The organism is Paenibacillus sp. J22R232, assembly GCF_056269165.1.
In genome coordinates this window covers 38857-57588 of record NZ_JBWDNK010000009.1, presented here as the reverse complement: position 1 = coordinate 57588, position 18732 = coordinate 38857, and the positions used below count along the sequence as shown (strand labels likewise).

The 18732-nt window shown below is 48.7% G+C and carries 15 protein-coding genes; 11 read left to right on the top strand and 4 right to left on the bottom strand.

Going from position 1 to position 18732, the window contains the following annotated elements:
• Positions 1 to 127: 127 nt before the first annotated feature.
• From AC0YN3_RS22810 to murI, 3 genes are all read left to right on the top strand, one after another.
• Positions 128 to 643, top strand: coding sequence for a RidA family protein (locus tag AC0YN3_RS22810; protein ID WP_475777254.1), 516 nt, complete (start codon positions 128 to 130; stop codon positions 641 to 643).
• Positions 644 to 753: 110 nt separating this feature from the next.
• Positions 754 to 2640, top strand: coding sequence for an LTA synthase family protein (locus AC0YN3_RS22805; protein WP_475777253.1), 1887 nt, complete (start codon positions 754 to 756; stop codon positions 2638 to 2640).
• 150 nt (positions 2641 to 2790) lie between these two features.
• On the top strand, positions 2791 to 3588 hold the full coding sequence (murI, locus tag AC0YN3_RS22800; protein ID WP_475777252.1) for a glutamate racemase: 798 nt from the start codon (positions 2791 to 2793) through the stop codon (positions 3586 to 3588).
• A 174-nt stretch (positions 3589 to 3762) separates the two neighbouring features.
• On the opposite strand, the gene AC0YN3_RS22795 is transcribed toward murI, so the two are convergent.
• From AC0YN3_RS22795 to AC0YN3_RS22785, 3 genes are read right to left on the bottom strand one after another with little or no spacing between them, the layout of a single operon-like run.
• Positions 3763 to 4521: an exodeoxyribonuclease III gene (locus AC0YN3_RS22795; protein WP_475777395.1), complete on the bottom strand. Its 759-nt coding sequence runs from the start codon at positions 4519 to 4521 to the stop codon at positions 3763 to 3765.
• Positions 4522 to 4566: 45 nt separating this feature from the next.
• The gene (locus AC0YN3_RS22790) at positions 4567 to 5223 is read right to left on the bottom strand and encodes a DUF2306 domain-containing protein (protein ID WP_475777251.1); all 657 of its coding nucleotides are present in this window, start codon (positions 5221 to 5223) and stop codon (positions 4567 to 4569) included.
• Between the two features lie 54 nt (positions 5224 to 5277).
• Entirely contained in the window at positions 5278 to 5865 is a 588-nt protein-coding gene (locus AC0YN3_RS22785) for a TetR/AcrR family transcriptional regulator (protein ID WP_475777250.1), read from the bottom strand.
• 191 nt (positions 5866 to 6056) lie between these two features.
• Between AC0YN3_RS22785 and AC0YN3_RS22780 the strand changes: the two genes are divergently transcribed.
• The 7 genes from AC0YN3_RS22780 to wrbA all read left to right on the top strand — a co-directional run bounded on the left by AC0YN3_RS22780 (position 6057) and on the right by wrbA (position 16182).
• Positions 6057 to 7814: an ABC transporter ATP-binding protein gene (locus AC0YN3_RS22780; RefSeq protein ID WP_475777249.1), complete on the top strand. Its 1758-nt coding sequence runs from the start codon at positions 6057 to 6059 to the stop codon at positions 7812 to 7814.
• Positions 7811 to 9574, top strand: coding sequence for an ABC transporter ATP-binding protein (locus tag AC0YN3_RS22775; RefSeq protein WP_475777248.1), 1764 nt, complete (start codon positions 7811 to 7813; stop codon positions 9572 to 9574). The genes AC0YN3_RS22780 and AC0YN3_RS22775 overlap by 4 nt, the downstream gene beginning before the upstream one ends.
• Before the next feature lie 649 nt (positions 9575 to 10223).
• On the top strand, positions 10224 to 10613 hold the full coding sequence (locus AC0YN3_RS22770) for a hypothetical protein (RefSeq protein WP_475777247.1): 390 nt from the start codon (positions 10224 to 10226) through the stop codon (positions 10611 to 10613).
• Positions 10614 to 10736: 123 nt separating this feature from the next.
• Complete coding sequence (locus tag AC0YN3_RS22765) at positions 10737 to 14033, top strand: NEAT domain-containing protein (RefSeq protein ID WP_475777246.1); 3297 nt, start codon at positions 10737 to 10739, stop codon at positions 14031 to 14033.
• A gap of 255 nt (positions 14034 to 14288) precedes the next feature.
• Positions 14289 to 14753 carry a MarR family winged helix-turn-helix transcriptional regulator gene (locus tag AC0YN3_RS22760; protein WP_475777245.1) on the top strand — a complete coding sequence of 155 codons (465 nt, stop codon included), beginning with the start codon at positions 14289 to 14291 and terminating at the stop codon, positions 14751 to 14753.
• Position 14754: 1 nt separating this feature from the next.
• The gene (locus AC0YN3_RS22755; protein WP_475777244.1) at positions 14755 to 15531 is read left to right on the top strand and encodes a pirin family protein; all 777 of its coding nucleotides are present in this window, start codon (positions 14755 to 14757) and stop codon (positions 15529 to 15531) included.
• A 36-nt stretch (positions 15532 to 15567) separates the two neighbouring features.
• Entirely contained in the window at positions 15568 to 16182 is a 615-nt protein-coding gene (wrbA, locus tag AC0YN3_RS22750) for an NAD(P)H:quinone oxidoreductase type IV (RefSeq protein ID WP_475777243.1), read from the top strand.
• A gap of 322 nt (positions 16183 to 16504) precedes the next feature.
• On the opposite strand, the gene AC0YN3_RS22745 is transcribed toward wrbA, so the two are convergent.
• The gene (locus tag AC0YN3_RS22745) at positions 16505 to 17581 is read right to left on the bottom strand and encodes a LysM peptidoglycan-binding domain-containing protein (protein ID WP_475777242.1); all 1077 of its coding nucleotides are present in this window, start codon (positions 17579 to 17581) and stop codon (positions 16505 to 16507) included.
• A gap of 415 nt (positions 17582 to 17996) precedes the next feature.
• On the opposite strand from AC0YN3_RS22745, the gene AC0YN3_RS22740 reads away from it, so the two are divergent.
• Positions 17997 to 18650: an SGNH/GDSL hydrolase family protein gene (locus AC0YN3_RS22740; protein WP_475777241.1), complete on the top strand. Its 654-nt coding sequence runs from the start codon at positions 17997 to 17999 to the stop codon at positions 18648 to 18650.
• Positions 18651 to 18732: the final 82 nt, after the last annotated feature.

Genomic DNA, 18732 nt, shown 5'->3' with positions numbered 1-18732 from the left:
GTGATTGCCACTCAATCTGACCCTTTAAAATCATGAATAACTGTCACTATAGCAGGGGTCAATAATAGTATATGCTTTGTTCATAGGGACAGCAATCCACGATAAGCTTGTAGAAAGCAGGGACGCTATGACAACTATCCATGATCGTGTAGAAGAAAGATTAACGGTGTTAGGAATCGTGTTGCCGGAGGCTAGCGGGCCGGCAGCCAGTTATGCGAACTATGTATTCTCCGGAGGACTTCTATTTGTTTCCGGGAAAGGGCCATCTTCGAAGGTACGTGGCAAGCTTGGCAGTGATTTCACGACGGAAGAGGGCTATCTGTTTGCACGAGAGGTGGCCATCGAAGTTCTTGCCGTAGTGAAAAGCGCTGTGGTAAGCCTGAGCCAGGTGAGGCAGGTTGTGAAGGCGCAAGGCTTCGTGAATGCCGATCCGCAGTTCGATGAGCATCATAAAGTGCTGAATGGCTTTTCCGACGTTATGCATGAGGTATTCGGGGAAAAGGGTGTCCATGCGCGTTCCGTTTTTGGCGCAAGCTCATTAAGGGACCAATTGCCAATCATCGTTGATTCCATATTCGAGGTTTCTGCGTTCGAATCCGGATATATGAATGGCGAGAAAGCTTCCTCGGTTTCATTTTTTTGACCGTTGCATTTGCCTTCATATTCCCTTAACATTAATGTTTAGAGTAGCCGTCATGCCATGACGGTTTTTTCTATTTACGTTAGGCATGTACAATTAAGGAGTGAAAGGGCTTGTTACTATTCTCGAAACGTTACGGCCGATCACCGTTTGTCGTTATTTTCATCATGATCATGCTCAAAATGCTGCTGTTCAGGCATTTTATATTTCAAGGTATCCAAGCAGACCGTCTTCTGGCGGATGCATCAGCTGTATTGGCGCTGCTATTCATCGTTGAACTTATGACTTCTGCCAAATGGAAGGCGGCTGTCTTTGGTATCGTGAATGGCATTATCTCGCTTCTCTTATTTGCTTCAACGGTTTATTTCAGCTACTACGGGACGGTTCCGACGTACACCGCGCTGCATGGGCTGGATCAAGTGCTGCAGGTCAGGACAAGCGTCGGATCGATTATGCAGCCTTCGTTTTATCTCTTTTTTGTTGACGTGATCGTTCTTGCTGTCATCGCCATCTGGAATCGCATGAACGGTCCTCTCTTGGAAGGGCGCAAACGGATTGCAAAGCCCATGTATGCCGGAATTGCTGCGCTGCTATGTGTTACCGTATCAGGCGGATACATTTGGACAGGCAGCTCCATTCCGAATGAGATCGTCCAGGCAGAAAGCCTCGGCTTTCTGGATTATCAGGTTGCCGCTGCGATCAAGGAGAACAAGGAGCAGGCGGCACTGCGGAGCGGCAGCGTAGAAGAGACGTCGGCTAGCGCCGAGGCGCTTCAGGCGGATTATTTTGACCAAATCGGTCAATCCGTTGAGGCGGGAACGCCTAATTTCTTCGGGTTTGCCAAAGGCAAAAACGTCATCGTCATTCAGATGGAGGCTTTCCAAAACTTCGCGATCAATCTATCCGTTGCCGGAAAGCCGATTACTCCGGTTCTGAATGAGCTCGCGAAAGAAAGTTTCTATTTTCCTCATTTCTTCCAGCAAATCGGACAGGGGAACACCTCGGACGCCGAGTTTTTGTCGAACACTTCGATATACCCAACCGGCGTCATTGCGATGTCAACGGGCTACGGAGACCGAGTGCTTCCGAGCCTTCCAAGGCTGCTGGGCGAGAAGGGGTACGAGACGAACACGTTCCATATAAACGACGTGACATTTTGGGATCGCAACCGTATGTATCCTGCGCTGGGATTTGCGAAATACTATGATAAGCCATCTTTTGAGAATGATCACTTTAATTCCTTCGGCGCTTCCGATGAAGAGCTGTATAAGGTAGGTTTGAGCAAGCTGCAAGAGATGAAGGGACAAAACAAGTCCTTTTACGCACAATTTGTAACGACATCCAGCCATCATCCGTTCAAGGTACCAGACGATAAGCAGAAAATAAGCATGCCGGACAACTTGAAAGATACCCAGCTCGGTGATTATTTAACGGCGCTAAACTATACCGATTATGCATTGGGCCAGTTTATCAATGGCCTAAAGGCGAGCGGCTTGTGGGAAAACACGATATTGGTAGCCTACGGCGACCATTACGGCCTTCAGAAAAAGGACAATGATCCTGCCTGGGTCAGCGAGCAGCTTGGCATAACTTATGACGGAGATTTGGACCGGTTTAACATTCCGTTATTCGTCCATGTGCCGGGGGCTGGCGGGAAGGTGATGGATCAAGTAGGCGGCCAAGTGGATATTATGCCTACCCTAGCCAACCTGCTAGGCGTTTCGCTTAAAGATGAGGCATATACGGCTTTCGGGCATGACTTGCTCAATATGACGAGCAATGTGATCGGAATGAGGTATTATCTCCCTACGGGTTCGTTTTTCAATAATGACATCCTGTTCGTGCCAGGCAAGGGCTTCGAGGATGGGAAGGCAATCGACATAAGAACGAAACAACCCGTTTCCGATTTCAGTCAATACCGCGCGGATTACGATTATATCCTAGAGCTCATGAAATTATCTGACGATTATGTCCGCTTGCTGCCAAAGCGGGCGCCTTAGCAGTGAATCAGACGTCTCTTGTCCATACGGACAGGGACGTTTTTCATTTATGAGAAAGGTTAAGCTTTAATGGCGGGTAGCAATGAGTTAATATGGATATAGCGACAATTAATTATTCTATTCCAATATAACGTAAGGAATCGATGAGACATGCGAATTGGTTTTTTTGACTCGGGAATTGGCGGGCTTACCGTGCTGGCGGAAGCGCTCCATAGGCTTCCTGACAAGGATTTTCTGTATATGGCGGACACGCTGCACGTTCCCTACGGTACGAAGGCCGAAGAGGATGTTAGGGCGTATATTCTCGATTCGGTCGGTTTGATGATGAACGAAGGCATAGACGCTTTGGTAGTAGCCTGCAACACGGCTACCAGCATAGCTATTAATGATTTGAGAGATCGGTATTCGCTTCCCATTGTTGGCATGGAGCCGGCAGTTAAGCCAGCAGTAGAGATGAACCTTGCAACTGGCAAAAGAGTACTCGTATTCGCTACGCCGCTAACCCTGCAGCTGCCTAAGTATTACGCACTCGTATCCCGCGTGGATGAATACGGGATCGTCGATTCGCTGCCGCTGCCGGAGCTCGTGCATTACTGCGAGGCGCTGCAATTCGATCAATCGATTATGAATGACTATTTCCTTGCCAAGCTTGCGGACTATGATTTGGATCAATACGGCATTATCGTACTTGGCTGTACGCATTATCCTTTCTATAAAGATATTCTAAGGAAATTGCTGCCTGCGCATATAGCGATCGTTGATGGCAATGTGGGCACGGTGAAGCGGCTTTCCGCACTGCTAAGCCGTTACGGCATCGCGAGCGGCGGGGGTAATGGGGATGTTCAATTGATGTGCTCGGGCCGAGAGCCCGCATACATCGACAAAATGCAAAAAGCGCTGGCTATATTGCGTGAGCGGGAATGGTTAACGGAAACGCAGCCGACTTGATTGGTGCGAACGAGCTTTTCTTTCAAGCGTCTGAAGGGGCTTAAGCTTTTTTTGGAATCAGTAAATTCCGTCATTGGCGAGGAAAGAATAAGCGTTTATCCTGTACTTGTGCAGGATAAACGCTTATTTGACATGTGAAATGGAAGCGGCTATAAGTCCAATAAGTCTTATATCTTATAAGTCCCCGAGGGTGAGGAGCACCGGGCAATGGTCGCTGCCCATGATATGGCAGTCGATCTGCGCATCGATGAGTAACGGCTGAAGTCTTTCGGAGGCTAGGAAGTAGTCAATTCGCCACCCTACGTTCCGCTCCCGCACCTTAGGCATGTATGACCACCAGCTGTACACATCCGCGCGGTCCGGATAGAGATGCCTGAACGTATCCAGAAATCCGGATTGGAGCAGATCGGTCATTTTGCCGCGCTCCTCAAGGGTGAAGCCGGAGTTACCAAGATTGGGCTTCGGATGCTTCAGGTCGATTTCTTGATGCGCGACATTGAGATCTCCACACACGATTACGGGCTTCACCGTATCCAGCTGCAGCAAATAGCTGCGGAACCGGTCTTCCCATTCCATCCTGTAGTCCAATCTTGTTAAGTCGCGTTTCGCATTAGGCGTATAAACCGTAACCAAATAAAAGCCTTCGAATTCAAGCGTAATGACGCGTCCCTCGGGCTCGGCGTTCTCCTCAATGCCGTAATGAACGGAGAGAGGCTTGATTCTGGTAAACACAGCCGTGCCGGAGTAGCCCTTCTTCTCTGCATAATTCCAAAACTGGTCATACTCTTCGCCTAGCTCCATGGCAATCTGGCCTTCTTGAAGCTTCGTTTCCTGAAGACAGAAAATATCTGCGTCCGTTTCTTTAAAATAATCATAAAAACCTTTGGTTACGCATGCTCTCAAACCGTTTACGTTCCAAGATACGAGCTTGATCATCATTAATCTCCTCGCGAATCATATCGTTTACCTATTAGTTTATCATAGATTCGGATGGGATTGGCTGTCGTGGACGCGAAGTGGCGCTTTGGGAGTCTTTCTGCGGATAATCGCTTCCATAATAATCAAATTAGGCACCCAGCAAAGCCAGGCGACAGCGTGATAGCCGGCTTCGAAATCACCAAAAAGCATAACGAGTGGCGCGAGCCATATGCGCAGAGTAACCCCCGCAAACGTAAGCGCATAGCTGCGGAGCATCCATTCTTTATGTGACTTTAAATCTCCTGCCATTATTTTGCGCAAGCCCATCCACGTTGTGGCCAGCCAAAGGATATCCAGCGTAAAGAAGCCTAGACCCGAAATAAGGCCGCCTGTTGCGTAAAAAGACAAATAAATGCCGACAATGCCGCTTAGCTCGATCGAGAGCACATAAACATAGCCGAGCTGTTTGTGCAGGGTTCCCCGAGGCTTTGATTTCTTCTGGAAAATTTGAAAAGGGCCAATAACGAGCGCCAATATGGCAGTTACGATGTGGACGTACAATACGTAAACCCAAGGCTTAAGCTGAAAATCAGGCTCTTGCAGCTTTGCGGCGACGAGGCCGGCATCGCTGGCTTTGAATGAGCCATACTGGACGGCGGCATAGCCAGCTATGGCAAAGGCAAGGGAAAACACGAGTATGCGATTCCATTTTTTCATCAACATCATCACTCTTTCGTTAATTGATTGGTGTTCAATAAAATTCCGAAAAAATTATTGCAGTCCGCGCAGAAGCAATTGCACATGAAGGGTAGCAAGTTCGTATACTTCCTCGAAGGTTTGCGAACTGGAGATAAAGAAGCTGACAAAGCCGTGGAGGGAGAGAAAGAGTACCCAGACCATATCATCATTGAGAACATGTTCCGGATTGATGTTTTGCAAGCATCCTTTTACCGCTTTAGAAAATTTCTCATAGCTGGCCATTTTGGGCTTCATGGTATAGCATTCAAGCTCTGGCTGCTGGATGAGGAACATCAGCTCGAATGAGCGCTTGTTGTCGAGGCCAAACCGAATAAACTGCATAAATATCATGCGCAGCTGACCAACACCGGGAGAGGGGGTTTGGTTCATCGTGTCTTGGAGCAGTTCGTTCAGCCGATCGAAATCTGACGTTGTCATCGCACTGAATAAATCAGCTTTTTCGCGAAAATGGTAATAAAGCGACCCGGGCGAGTAGCCTAGCGCCTTTGCAATTGCGCGCATGGACACATCGCGATAGCCTAGCTGAGAAAACTGCTCTCTAGCCGTTTCCAATATACGCTCTTTGCTAAGCTCTTGATCGACTGCTTTTCGTGGTGACATGGGTGGACAGCTCCTTTATTTGAACAATGTTCAATAAGAGATTACCATATGCTGTATAATAGGGTCAATGTCTTATTTTTGGTCCAGCCATTCATTCCCGCCACTAGTATCTATGGTAAAATTGGTTTGAAGACGCCGTATCCATATCCTTGAAAAATGGGCATCGCTCAACAGCGTGAAAGGGGAGCAATATGAGCAAGAAAAATAATAGGAATGCATTCGGCCATTATCGGATGATGCTGAGCCGCTATTTGCTTCCACAGAAAAAGGCGCTCGCGGGCCTTACGCTGCTGCTTTTCTCCTCTATTGGACTGCAGCTCGTTAATCCGCAGATTATCCGCTACTTTATAGATACGGCACAATCCGACAAGGCCTTGCAGCCGCTTTATTATGCAGCAGCGCTGTTTATTGGCTTCTCGCTTGTTCAACAGATTGTGTCTGTCATCGCAACGTATGTGGGCGAGAACTTGGCATGGCGCGCGACGAATCAGCTTCGCGGCGACCTGGCCGAGCATTGTCTCCGGCTTGACATGTCGTTTCACAAATCGAACACGTCAGGCTCAATCATTGAACGAGTCGATGGCGATGTCAATGCGCTTGCGAATTTTTTCTCCAGCTTCCTTATTCATCTGGCAGGCAACTTGCTGTTAATGATCGGCATTATCGTATTGTTATTTCGGGAAAACATATGGATCGGCCTAGGCATGCTGCTTTTTGTGGCTTTTGCAATGACTGTCATTCAATGGATCCGTAAGTTTGCGGTGCCTGTATGGGCAAAGTGGCGACAGATCAATGCTGAATTTTACGGTTATATCGGCGAGCATCTGGAAGGGACAGAGGATACGCGTGCGAACGGGGCAACCGGATTCGTTATGAACCGTTTCTATTCACTGCTGAGGCGGATGCTGCCTTTGCGCAGAAAAGCGTTTCTCGGATTCTCGACGATGTGGATTACGACGATAATCGTGTTCGCTTTAGGTAACGCCGTGGCGTTTGCGATTAGTGCCTCTTTGTGGAAAGCAGGCGCTATATCCATAGGGACCGTCTATTTGATTTTTTATTATACGGAGCTGCTGGCAAAGCCGATCGAAAAGATACGTACCCAAATCGAGGATTTGCAGAAAGCGGATGCCAGCCTGCTTCGTATCCGCGAGCTGTTCGATACCGCCCCCAACATTGCGGATGGACCTGGAGCGAAGCTGAAGGAAGGCCCGCTTTCGGTAGAGCTTAACGAGGTGACGTTCGGCTATGATGAATTTCCAACTTTGCAGGAGCTGAATTTGCAGGTAAAGCCAGGCGAGGTGCTTGGTTTGCTAGGGCGTACGGGAAGCGGGAAGACGACGCTGGCCCGGCTGCTGCTTCGCTTCTATGACCCGCAGCAGGGCAGCATCAGGCTGAACGGAACGGACATTAGGGATTGCAAGCTTGCCGAGCTGCGATCGAGGGTTGCTCTCGTCACGCAAAACATTGAAATTTTGCAAGGCACCGTCAGGGATAACCTCACTTTTTATGACGAGAGCATCTCGGATTCGGACATCGTTGCCGTACTTCGCGAGCTAGGCCTCTGGAACTGGTATGACACGCTGCCGGATGGGCTTGACACGCCACTCGCTTCAGGCGGCGCAAGCCTATCTGCCGGTGAGGCTCAGCTGCTCGCTTTTGCAAGAGTTTTTCTCACAAATCCCGGTCTCGTCATTCTCGATGAGGCTTCGTCTAGACTTGATCCGCTTACGGAATTCCGTATGGAACAGGCGATTACGAAGCTGCTCAGCAGCCGCTCATGCATTATTATTGCGCATCGCCTTGCCACCGTACAGCGTGCCGACCAGATCGTCATTCTGGATCAAGGACGCATCGTAGAGAGCGGTGCCCGCGTAAAGCTGGCCGCAGATCCGACGTCCACGTTCAGCAGAATGCTGGCGGCCGGTCTTGAGGAGGTGCTGGCATGAGCACCTTTACGTACATGTGGCGTTTGATTTGCTACCGCCCAGGCTGGTATATCACCAATGCCCTCGTCTGGACGATCATTTATTTAATGCCGATTTTTCCGGGCCTGATTACGAAGGCTTTTTTCGATTCGCTAACGATTGATTCGGCGGGGGCCTATAGCACCTGGGGGTTGATCGCATTATTAATTGGGGCAGCGCTTGCCCGCAGCATGGCGGTGCTGATCGGGTTTATAACGGATGTTAATTTCCGTTTCCGCATGGGGATGCTGCTCAGACGGAATTTGCTGGAGCATATACTGAAAGAACCCGGGGCACGGGCCATCCCTTGCTCGCCGGGCGAGGCCATCAGTCATTTCCGGGATGATGTGGACCAGTCGGAGGAAGCTGTCAGCTGGTCCGTCGATGTATTCGGCATGACCTGCTTCGCGGCCGTATCGTGTTTCATTCTCATTCGGATCGATGCGCAAATGACGCTGCTAGTGTTTTTGCCGCTCGTCATCGTGGTAGTCGTGGCACAGCTTGCTACGACGAGGCTGCAGAAATACCGCTCAGACAGCCGTGAGTCAACGGCCAAAGTAACGGGTGCCATTAGTGAGATGTTCGGCAGCGTGCAGGCGATTCAGGTCGCGGGTGCGGAGAAACGAGTGATGTCGAGGTTCAGGCAGCTCAATGACAACCGCCGCAAAACGATGCTGAAGGATAAACTGATGACCGAGGTGCTGGACTCGATCTTTTCCAATTCGGTTAACCTGGGAACGGGCCTCATTCTGCTGCTTGCCGGTCAAAAAATGCGCGGCGGCGAATTCACGGTAGGCGATTTCTCCCTGTTCGTCTATTATTTGACCTTCGTCACGCAGTTTATTTCGAACTTTGGCAAATTCCTCACTTATTTCAAGCAGATGACTGTCGCGCTGCTCCGTTTAACCGGCATATTGCAGGGAGCTCCGGCTCAGGTGCTGACGGCACATAACCGTTTGTACCTAAAGGGTGATAGAGCGGAAGGAACGGCGAAACGGGAGCCTGAGATAATCGAAAGGCTGGATCGGCTTGATGCCGAAGGGTTGACGTATACCTATCCTGAGACGGGCAGGGGGATCGCATCTGTTAATATCAGCCTAAAACGGGGCTCTTTTACCGTCATTACAGGTCCAATTGGATCTGGGAAAACAACCCTCGTGCGAACGCTGCTTGGCTTACTGCCGCAAACTGCCGGTATCGTGCGATGGAACGGGCGCGAGGTGCAGGATCCCGGTTCTTTCTTTGTACCGCCGCGCAGCGCTTATACCGCACAAGTACCGAGGCTGTACAGCGACACATTGCGCGAGAATATATTGCTGGGCGCCTCGGATCAGAAAGGGCAGCTAGCACGTGCGCTTCATACGGCGGTGTTAGAGGATGATCTTGGCCATCTGCAGAATGGTTTGGATACGGTGATTGGACCCCGAGGCGTCAAGCTGTCAGGCGGCCAAGCGCAGCGAACCGCTGCGGCGCGCATGCTTGTGCGTGATAGCGAGCTATATGTATTCGATGATCTTTCGAGCGCGCTCGATGTCGAGACGGAGCAGAAGCTATGGTCAAGGCTATTCCGTGAGCGTGGAGATGCGACCTGTCTTGTCGTTTCACATCGGAAAACAGCGCTGGCGCAGGCCGATCATATTGTTGTGATGCGTGACGGCGAGGTTGAAGCTGAAGGAACGGCGGAAGAGCTGCTTGCTGCTAGCGATACATTCCGTCAATTGTGGCATGGAGAAGATCATTAACTGAGAACCATGCTGCTAGTCGAGTGGCTCCCGATTCATGAATCGGGAGCTTTTTTTAGTTGAACAGTGGAAGTACGGGTTAAATACCGAAGAAGTCCTTGCAGCTTGGAAGGCATATTCCCGAAAAAAGAGTATCAAAAAAACGCTGGATAATAATGATAATCGTTATCAATTAATTCGAAAGTTAATTCATTACTGTTTTATTTAGAAAAAATAAGAATTAATTATTTGTATTAGAGATATAAATAATATTTTTTAAAATATATATTTGTTTATTTATTGCAAGTAAAGATGTTGCAAGACGTAGTCGAACTATTTAAAAAATAAATAGTGACAATCAATGGATTGACATAATTTAGCTATCGACTATAAAATCAAGCTATCGACGAGCGATGTACACGTTCACGATAGTTTCAAGAGGCATATGACTTGCACCTGTAAGAGTATGCTCCTGCCACGGAAATTTTTTTTGCACCTTAGATGATAATGATTATCATTGTCTTCATCATAACTTCTTCTGTGGGCATATCTTCGCTTTAGAGAGGGGGGTTGAAGTCGGAATTAGCTTTAGCTGAACAGCGTTTTACATGTCATTAAACCTTTTTCGGCAGTGAAAATATGAATTCAAAACTAAGGGAGTGTATTGAAAATGATGAAATCGATGAAGAAATTAGTTCCTATGATGCTTTTGACTTTGGTATTTGCACTAGTTATGGCTATTCCGGCTTTTGCCGCATCGCAAAGCTATCGCTTCCTAGATTCCGCTGGCAGCGCAACGTCCTTCACGGCGACTCACTCGAGCGCATTTATTAACGGTGCTGCCGACGTAACGGGTTCTACGGCAACCATTACGCTTACAGGCGACTATTTCCCATCGCTTAAAGTGAACGGCGTGTTTGCAACAAGAGCGGTCGTTGGCGGAAACACAACATTCACATTCCCGGTAGCTGACGTGGTTACCAACATTCCGGTTGAGCTTCGTGTATACATCGAGGATGTACACGATGCAACATTCAACCTGCAAATTGACTGGCTGTAATACAAATTAGAATAGCGACCTGATAGCTTGAACGATAAGGATGAGAAGCGGCTTGATCTAATCAGCCGCTTCTCATCCCGTTTGTTTGATCAGAAGCAGGAAGCGAAGAGGGAGTGTATCAAGTTGAAAAACAGGTTTAAACGGTCATTATCCATGCTGCTTGCGTTGGGACTATTGCTCATGTCATTTCAAATCAGCAATGCCGCGGAGCCGCAGGAAACAAAGGTTCCAGACGGTGAATATGCAATAAACTACAGCTACTGGAAAGATAATATGGAGACAGCCTCGGCTGCCGACGGCTTCATGCAGACAGGCAGCGCCGGCAAGCTCATTATTCAAGACGGCAAAGCCAAGTTCGAGCATGAAATTACGAACAAGAGTTACGCTTACTTTCATTATCTAGGATCACGCAAGGTTGGAAGCAGCAAAGCAGTCATAACGTCAGTTGGTTCCGGATACGCAGTTGATGGCCAAGACGGTTATCAGCCTGCCGTGTATCGCCAAGCGAATAACGGAACCGGGAATTGGATTGTTCAAGTCGATATTGAAGACGTATTCAAGAAACAAGATATTCTCATGCACGTAGAGGTTAAGGATATTCCCGGATTTACGTATAACCACTGGTATAATGTACAATTGCGTCTAAATACAAGCACGCTTCCCCAGCAACCCGGGGGCGGTGATAACGGTGAAAATAACGGAGGCGGCTCGGAACAGCCGATTACCCTTGAGCATGTAAATGAATTGATCTCGGTCTCACGCTCCGTCTATGAAAGTACATACGAAGGAACGTCCTTCGGTGATTATCCGGTTGGCTCCAAAACGCCATTCTATGACAGTATCCTGCTTGCAGAAAGCGAAAGAGATGCTGCAGGTTCGGATACGACCCTTTACCAAGCCATTCACACGAAGCTTCAAGCAGCATTAAGCTTTTATAAATCCTTATTATTATCCGCGGATAAATCAGGCCTTAGCCTTCTGATTACGCTATCGGAAGAAATAGCATCGTCCTCGGTGGAATTAGGTACAGCAGAAGGCAATCCAGGCGCTTTCTATTCTGCGATTACGCCAGGTGAGTATGCAAAGAATTCGAAAAGTAATTTTATTGATCAAATTAATATTGCTAAAGCTGTCTTAAACGATGAAAAAGCAACGCAAGCGGCAGTCGATGCAGCGGTTAACCAAATAAATTATGCCTACGTCGATTTTCCAACCTGGCAGTATGTAGCGTCAGCACCTACGAAAATCTATGTATTGGATTCATTGGCTCCGACTGAGGTCGAGTCGAATCTTGCAGATGAGATCGGAAAAACAGCGGTTCTGATTACGAATCAAGGCTTGCAGAACCGTACTAGTGTCAACCTCACGTTTAACGGATCAGCCATTTCCGAGGTCGTTCAATCCTTTGCATTGGAAAATGGCGGTATGACCACGGATGGATTATTGTTCACAAGAAATAGAGATAAAGCACTTTTAATAAGCAAAAGCTCTACTGAGGATAAAAAGGTTTATCAAGTCATCTCGCGCAATATGCTTGCCGGCGATGACGTCTGGGTAGGACTTTCATTTGTAAGATATAAATCGGGAGACGCGACGAAAGAAGCGTATATCAGCTATAACGCAGCATGGCTTGACGAGCTTAAGCAGGCTGCCGTTGATGCCCAGAAGCTGCATGATACAGCCGCAGCCGTTATAGGCGAAGAGCAGCAATACGCTGACGCCAAAGCCGAACTGCAGGCCGCGATTCAATCGGCTGAGCAAACTTCGCGCAATCTTGCTGCTACGAGGCAGCAAATTGCAGGCGAGAAATCCGATCTGCAAGCTGCGCTTGCCGCATTCAAAGAAACGGCGTCCACCGTACTTTACTTCTCCGCTATTCATGCGGATAAAGAGCAATTCTCAACCATGGATAGCTACTTTGCGAAGCCGGCGCTCGTAACGATTGAATCAGGCTCTACGTTTGTAACGCTAACGGTAAAGGATAGCGCAACGGTTCAAGCATTCCGCGTCAAAACAAGCGGAGCTTTCGCGGAAACAACGGTTGTCAGCGAAGACCAGAATGCGAATACCCGTGTCGTGACGTTCAAGGTTGATGATCTGTCGGCACTTGCAAGCGCGCAAGTACGCACAGTCGTTCCAGCTCAAAACTATGACAGAACGCATGATATTCGCTTGAATTTCAATAATGTGAATAATTCGGATTTGGCATTAGCCATTACGCAAGCGACAGCGGTTCACAAAGATGCGGTAGTAGGTACCAAGAAAGGCGAATATCCTGAAGCTGCGAAAAACACGCTGCAAAGCGCGATCCTGACGGCTAGCGCTGAAACGGTAAGCACAGCAGGTACGCAGGAGCAATCGGATGCAGCACGTACGGTGCTTCTGGCAGCGGTCGTTGCATTCAAAGCAGCTGAAATTAACGTTACGGTTCCTGACCCGAATACTAATCCTCCTGCCGGAGGATTGGCTAATGGCCAATACAGCATCAATGTTCGGATCTTGAAATTCGGAACGGAACAGGATTCGGTCATGCAAGGCTACATTAATCCGAATGCCAAGTTAAGCGTAGCTGGAAGCAGCAGAACGATCTCCCTGACAATCATGCAGGACAAAGAAATAACAGGCTTAAAATTTAACGGTGCTAACGTCTCGACGGTCAGCAGAAATGTGGAGCAGAACACGAGAGTGGTATCCTTCCCCGTATCGGACCTGTCGCAAGTAACGAGCGGCTGGGTGAAAATCGACTGGCCCGAAATGTCATACCATCATGAGTACGACATCCATATCAAATTCGATGAGTCAAGCATCAGAGCTTATGACGGCTCCGATGTGCTTCCTCCGAAAAAAGAGGAGGAAACCGATGAAGAACTGATTGAGCCAGTCGTGACCGAGTTGAAAGATATCCAAGGGCACTGGGCTCAAGTCGCTATTGAAAAAGCGATTGGACTCGGAATCGCTAAAGGCTACGAGGATGGCAAGTTCCATCCGAATGCCGTCATCAACCGTGCTGAATTTGCGGTTATGATCAGTCGCGCACTAAAGCTGGAAGCCAGCAAGGAAGCGACGAATTTCAATGACAAACAGGAATTGCCGAAATGGGCGCAGGAGCATATTGCTAGAGCGGTCAAAGCAGGATTGATCGGCGGATATGACGACCAAACCTTCCGTGCGGGCAATGAGATTACACGAGCGGAGCTGGCGGTTATTATCGCGCGAGCAGCTAAGCTGGAAGTCAAAGAAAACGCCGTATTGTCCTTCGCGGACGCAACCGAGTTCCCGGCATGGGCAAGGAATGAGGCGGCAGCAGCCATTGAAGGCGGATATATACAAGGAAAAGGAAACAATACGTTCGATCCGAACGCGAGTGCTACGCGGGCGGAGGCGCTGACATTGATTTTGCGCCTGCTAGAGAAACAGTAGTCACAATGCTGCACAATGCCGGGGCCTTCCTTAAGGAGGGTCTCGGTTTTTTAATATATAAGCATTCGTATGTTTTCATATATGAATGTGCTTATATATCTGCGAAACGATTGCTTTATCCACAGAGGGCGGTGACAGCCGTTTACGCTTGGCATCAGAATAATGTTATTGACTTTGTGGTATCCTAGTATTAGGATAAATGTATCCTAATAATAGAATTCATTAAATTAAGATAAAAAGCAGGGAGGTACATCCATGTATCAGCCTGATGAGCAAAACCAGCTTGACCTCAGACTTTTCCGGATTTGGCATAAGGCTACGAAGGCATTGCATGACAATATACGCAAGGATATGGAGAGCTACGGCGTAAGCCAAGAGCATTTTATGATTTTGGAGCTGCTGTACAGCAAGGGACCACAGCCTATCCAGAAGATAAGCGAGAAATTCTCGATTCCAAGCGGAAGCATTACCTACGTTATCGATAAGCTGGAGAAGAAGGGTTACGTGAGACGTGAACCAAGCGCAACGGACCGAAGGGGCTCAAACGTGAAATTAACGGAAGAGGGGCAAGCATTGTTTGACGAGATTTTTCCCAAGCATGCCGCCGTTATTAGCCGTCAATTGAATGTAATGGAGAATGTGGATAAAGAGCAGCTTATTGTGCTCTTGAAGAAGGTTGGTCTTCATGCAGAGGCTTTAAGCGAGAAAGGGGAGAAATGAGATGAAAGTGAATGTATATACGCCGCTGCAGCAGGCAGTCGGCTCATTCGAAAACGGCAGAATCATTGAACAGAAGCCCATCGGGTTCCCTCAGGAGCAGGAAGCGGTGAAAGGGGTAGGGCCATTGTTTTATTGGGCATGGGCACATGCCAAGGAAGGCGGCAGCATTGGCTTGCATCCGCATAAAGGCTTTGAGATTATGACCTATGTAGTGAACGGGCTGGTCGAGCACGGGGATACTCTAGGTACGGAGAGCACGGTTGGTCCAGGCGGGGCGCAGATCATGCAGACCGGATCGGGCGTATCGCATCGCGAGAAAATTACCGGACCCGATGCGGAGATCTTTCAAATTTGGTTCGAGCCGAACTTAAACGAGGCGGTGAAAAGAACGCCGACTTACCGTGAATACAATGCGGAGGATTTTCCGGTTTCCACTACCAATGGCGGTGTGCAAATTAAAACCGTTATAGGAGAGGGAGCTCCCGTTCAGCTCGTTGCGGATGTCCATGTGTGGGATTTAACCTTGGAGCCTGAAGCCGAATATGCATTTACGATTCCCGAAGGCTATTCCGCGGCGGCGCTGGCTATTAGAGGCGACGGCTTATGGAGCTTCAGCCCGGAAGGCACAAGCAGGGCGTTGTTTAAACAAAAGGATTTTACGGTATTGGAAGCGGAAGGACAGGCTGAATCCATCACGTTGGTTAACGGGGAACAGCCGTTTCGAATGATTATGATTCAAGTGCCAACGCAAGTCGATTATCCGTTATACCAGCGTTAATTCCAATTATTCAGCATACAGAGGGAGATGTTCAGCATGTCAAAGGTGAAGCTGGCTATTATTTATTACAGTGTTACGGGTACGAACTACCAAATGGCGCAGTGGGCGGCAGCGGGAGGCGAAGAGGCAGGAGCCGAGGTGCGCATTCTGAAGACACCGGAGCTGGCAACCGAGGACGCTATTCAAGCTAATCCCATTTGGCGGGCGCATATCGCGGAAACGAAGGAAATTCCAGAGGTTACATACAAAGACCTAGAGTGGGCCGATGCGATTATTTTCAGTATTCCTTCGCGCTTTGGCGGCATTCCAGGTCCAGTAAAGCAGTTTCTCGACTCCACAGGCGCACTTTGGTTCAATGGCAAGCTTGTCAATAAGGTCGTAAGCGGCATGACTTCAGCTCAGAATGCCCATGGCGGCCAAGAGCAGACGATTCTGGGCTTATATACTTCCATGTATCATTGGGGAGCGATTGTGGCTGCGCCAGGTTATTCGAGTCCCGTAACCTTTGAAGCAGGCGGGAATCCTTACGGAACAAGCGTGACCGTTCAAGGCGGGAAGATGGTCGAAGACGTTAAAGCAGCGGTAGAGTATCAGGCCAAACGTACGGTAACGGTTGCGCAATGGGTGAAGAACGGCCTTGCCGAGGCTTAAGCCTAATAGGAAGACGGGAGAACAGCATCGTGCTGTCCTCGGATTGAAGGGAACCCCGCGTTTATTCAAAGCGCGGAGGTTCTCTTTTTTAGAAAAAGTTTGCAATGAGACTGGCCGGATTAAAGATGTTCAGCCTTCCGATCGAGGAGGAGGCGACCTTCTTCATGCCTGTTTTCGTGCAGGTTGACGCAAAAAAGACTGCCGAGGCTTTCTCGACAGCCGGGAGCTCCGCGATTGCGGAGCTTTTTTTATTCGCATACCGTTCTTAGCTTATCAAGCTTTTATGTAGCTTGGAAAAGGGACGGGAACGGAAGGCACTAGGTTAAGGCTTAGGGATTTTCAATTTCGTGCCTGCTTTTACCTGATCAATATCAACGATATGGTTGTAGTCCGCAATAAACAAGGCGTGTTTGGTTGTGCCATAGTAGATTTTGGAGATGCTATAGAGCGTCTCGCCCTTTTGCACCGTATGCTCCGTGGCTTCGAATGGTTCCGAATTGTCACCAGAGCCAATGGACTCATCAGGCTTATCGTTCTTAAGGGAAGGGATGACTAGGTTGGTGCCTGCCTTTAGCCCTTTGTTTTTGTCCAGCTTATTTTCATTGGCAATGTAATCCGCATATTCCGCTGATTTATAAAACATTCTGGATATACCCGTGAGGGTATCGCCGGCTTGAATTAAATAGGTTGCCGGAAGATTAATCTTGGAATAATCCTTGGTTTCCTGCGGCTTGCTGCCTGATGTACCGTTCCCTGAGGTTAATGCAGGAATCGTTAGCTTGTCGCCTGCTTTCATATCGTTAATAAACAGAATATGGTTATGCTCCGCAAGCAGCGCGTAATGGTCCTTGGATTGATAAAATTTCTCCGATATCGTGCTCAAAGTGTCGCCCTTCTGGACCACATAGGTCGTAGGAAGCTTTACAGCAGCGCTTTGGCCATCTGGCTTGCTTTCGTCATCCTTCTCATCCTGGCTCGGTTTTTCCGTCTGTTTCGGTATGGTCGGCTCTACTGCGTCCTTGACCGGCGCTTCTGTGACTGCCGGCTCGGGGTTGTTCCCGATTTCCCCGTCATCTTCAGTTGGTTCTGTCGTTTCCTCTGCATCGATCGTGCCAGCCGGAATTGGCTCATCCGTGACGGGCAACGTTTCATGAACACCTTCGTCCACCGAATCGGAGTTAGCGGAATTGCTGCTCTCCGGTTGATTATTGGCGTCAGCATGCCCAGCTGTCTCTAATTGAAGATTGGTGCCGGCCAAATTCGTATATTTGCTGTAGAGTACTCCGCAGACGGCTACGAGAATGATAACGACGGCCACGTAAAGTGATAACGTTAATTTCTTGAATGATGTCATTTTGCCCTTGGAACGGTTGTTCCTGCGTGTAGTATTGTTACTCAAAGCGTGATCTTCTCCCTTATTCCTCAACTTATTTCTACTCTATCAGACTTGTCGAAACCTGTGGAATAGGCCTAATCAGCCATTTCAGCCAGATTCAAAATGCTACTTATGCATCTCGCATGCCCTAGCATTTTCTTGGCTGCTCTCAAATAGCGAGCTTGCATGCAGTTTGGCGCAACCTACAGCGATAGAATTGGAAATATCCAGCAATAAGCTTTATATTACACGATCTTTCTAAACAAAAACTGTACATGGGAAAACTCTCATAAATAAGCGGGCATAATCCTGTTTATCCGCCTCCTCCGTTGATTATGGATAGGATCGTTGATTTTTGAAATTACGAAAAATATCTTTTTCGCCTATAATAAACATACGGATGCTAGAGATCCGAAAGAGATAGGCAAAGGGGCATTCCATGATGGAAAAAAGAGTGATTCTTTTTCAAGGCGACTCGATTACGGATGGGGCAAGGGGAAGAACCGACGATCCCAATCATATACTGGGACATAGCTATGCGTACATTGTGGGAGCAAGGCTCAGCTTTGCATGGGCAGAGCAGCAGCCGCTCATCATCAACCGCGGAATAAGCGGCGATCGAGCCTCGGATCTCTATGCGAGATGGAATGAAGACGCAATTAGCTTGAATCCCGATATCATCAGCATCCTGGTCGGCGTGAATGATGCTTGGCGGTCGCTGAACGGGGAGGCGAGCGGAATTACGGATCGGTACGAGCGGGCATACCGCCATATTTTGGAGGAAACGAAGCAGGTGCTGCCTGCAGCGCAGCTCGTGCTTTGCGAGCCATTTGTTCTGAACACGGGGGCGCCAAGCCGGAATTGGCAGGCATGGTCGGAGCGGATAACGGCTTACCGTCACACGGTACGCGAGCTAGCACATCAGTTCGGCGCTATTTTCGTTCCGCTGCAGGCAGCGTTCGATGAAGCTTGTACCCGGGCAGATGCGAGCTATTGGCTATGGGATGGGGTGCATCCTACCGCTGCCGGACATGAGCTGATTGCAAGAAAATGGATGGAGTCGGTATGGGGCGAAGAAGCGGCGGGCGAATAGGACATACCCATTTTGGATAACGCTGTATAGGTAAGGAAACCAAGCCGGCATCGACAGGAAGCCGGTTTCTTGCGTTTACACC

Coding starts and splice junctions, on each gene's coding strand:
- AC0YN3_RS22755 (WP_475777244.1), top strand. CDS start 14,755: ATGAAAGTGAATGTATATACGCCGCTGCAGCAGGCAGTCGGCTCATTC.
- AC0YN3_RS22780 (WP_475777249.1), top strand. CDS start 6,057: ATGAGCAAGAAAAATAATAGGAATGCATTCGGCCATTATCGGATGATG.
- AC0YN3_RS22790 (WP_475777251.1), bottom strand. CDS start 5,223: ATGAAAAAATGGAATCGCATACTCGTGTTTTCCCTTGCCTTTGCCATA.
- wrbA (WP_475777243.1), top strand. CDS start 15,568: ATGTCAAAGGTGAAGCTGGCTATTATTTATTACAGTGTTACGGGTACG.
- AC0YN3_RS22810 (WP_475777254.1), top strand. CDS start 128: ATGACAACTATCCATGATCGTGTAGAAGAAAGATTAACGGTGTTAGGA.
- AC0YN3_RS22775 (WP_475777248.1), top strand. CDS start 7,811: ATGAGCACCTTTACGTACATGTGGCGTTTGATTTGCTACCGCCCAGGC.
- AC0YN3_RS22770 (WP_475777247.1), top strand. CDS start 10,224: ATGATGAAATCGATGAAGAAATTAGTTCCTATGATGCTTTTGACTTTG.
- AC0YN3_RS22740 (WP_475777241.1), top strand. CDS start 17,997: ATGATGGAAAAAAGAGTGATTCTTTTTCAAGGCGACTCGATTACGGAT.
- AC0YN3_RS22760 (WP_475777245.1), top strand. CDS start 14,289: ATGTATCAGCCTGATGAGCAAAACCAGCTTGACCTCAGACTTTTCCGG.
- AC0YN3_RS22785 (WP_475777250.1), bottom strand. CDS start 5,865: ATGTCACCACGAAAAGCAGTCGATCAAGAGCTTAGCAAAGAGCGTATA.
- murI (WP_475777252.1), top strand. CDS start 2,791: ATGCGAATTGGTTTTTTTGACTCGGGAATTGGCGGGCTTACCGTGCTG.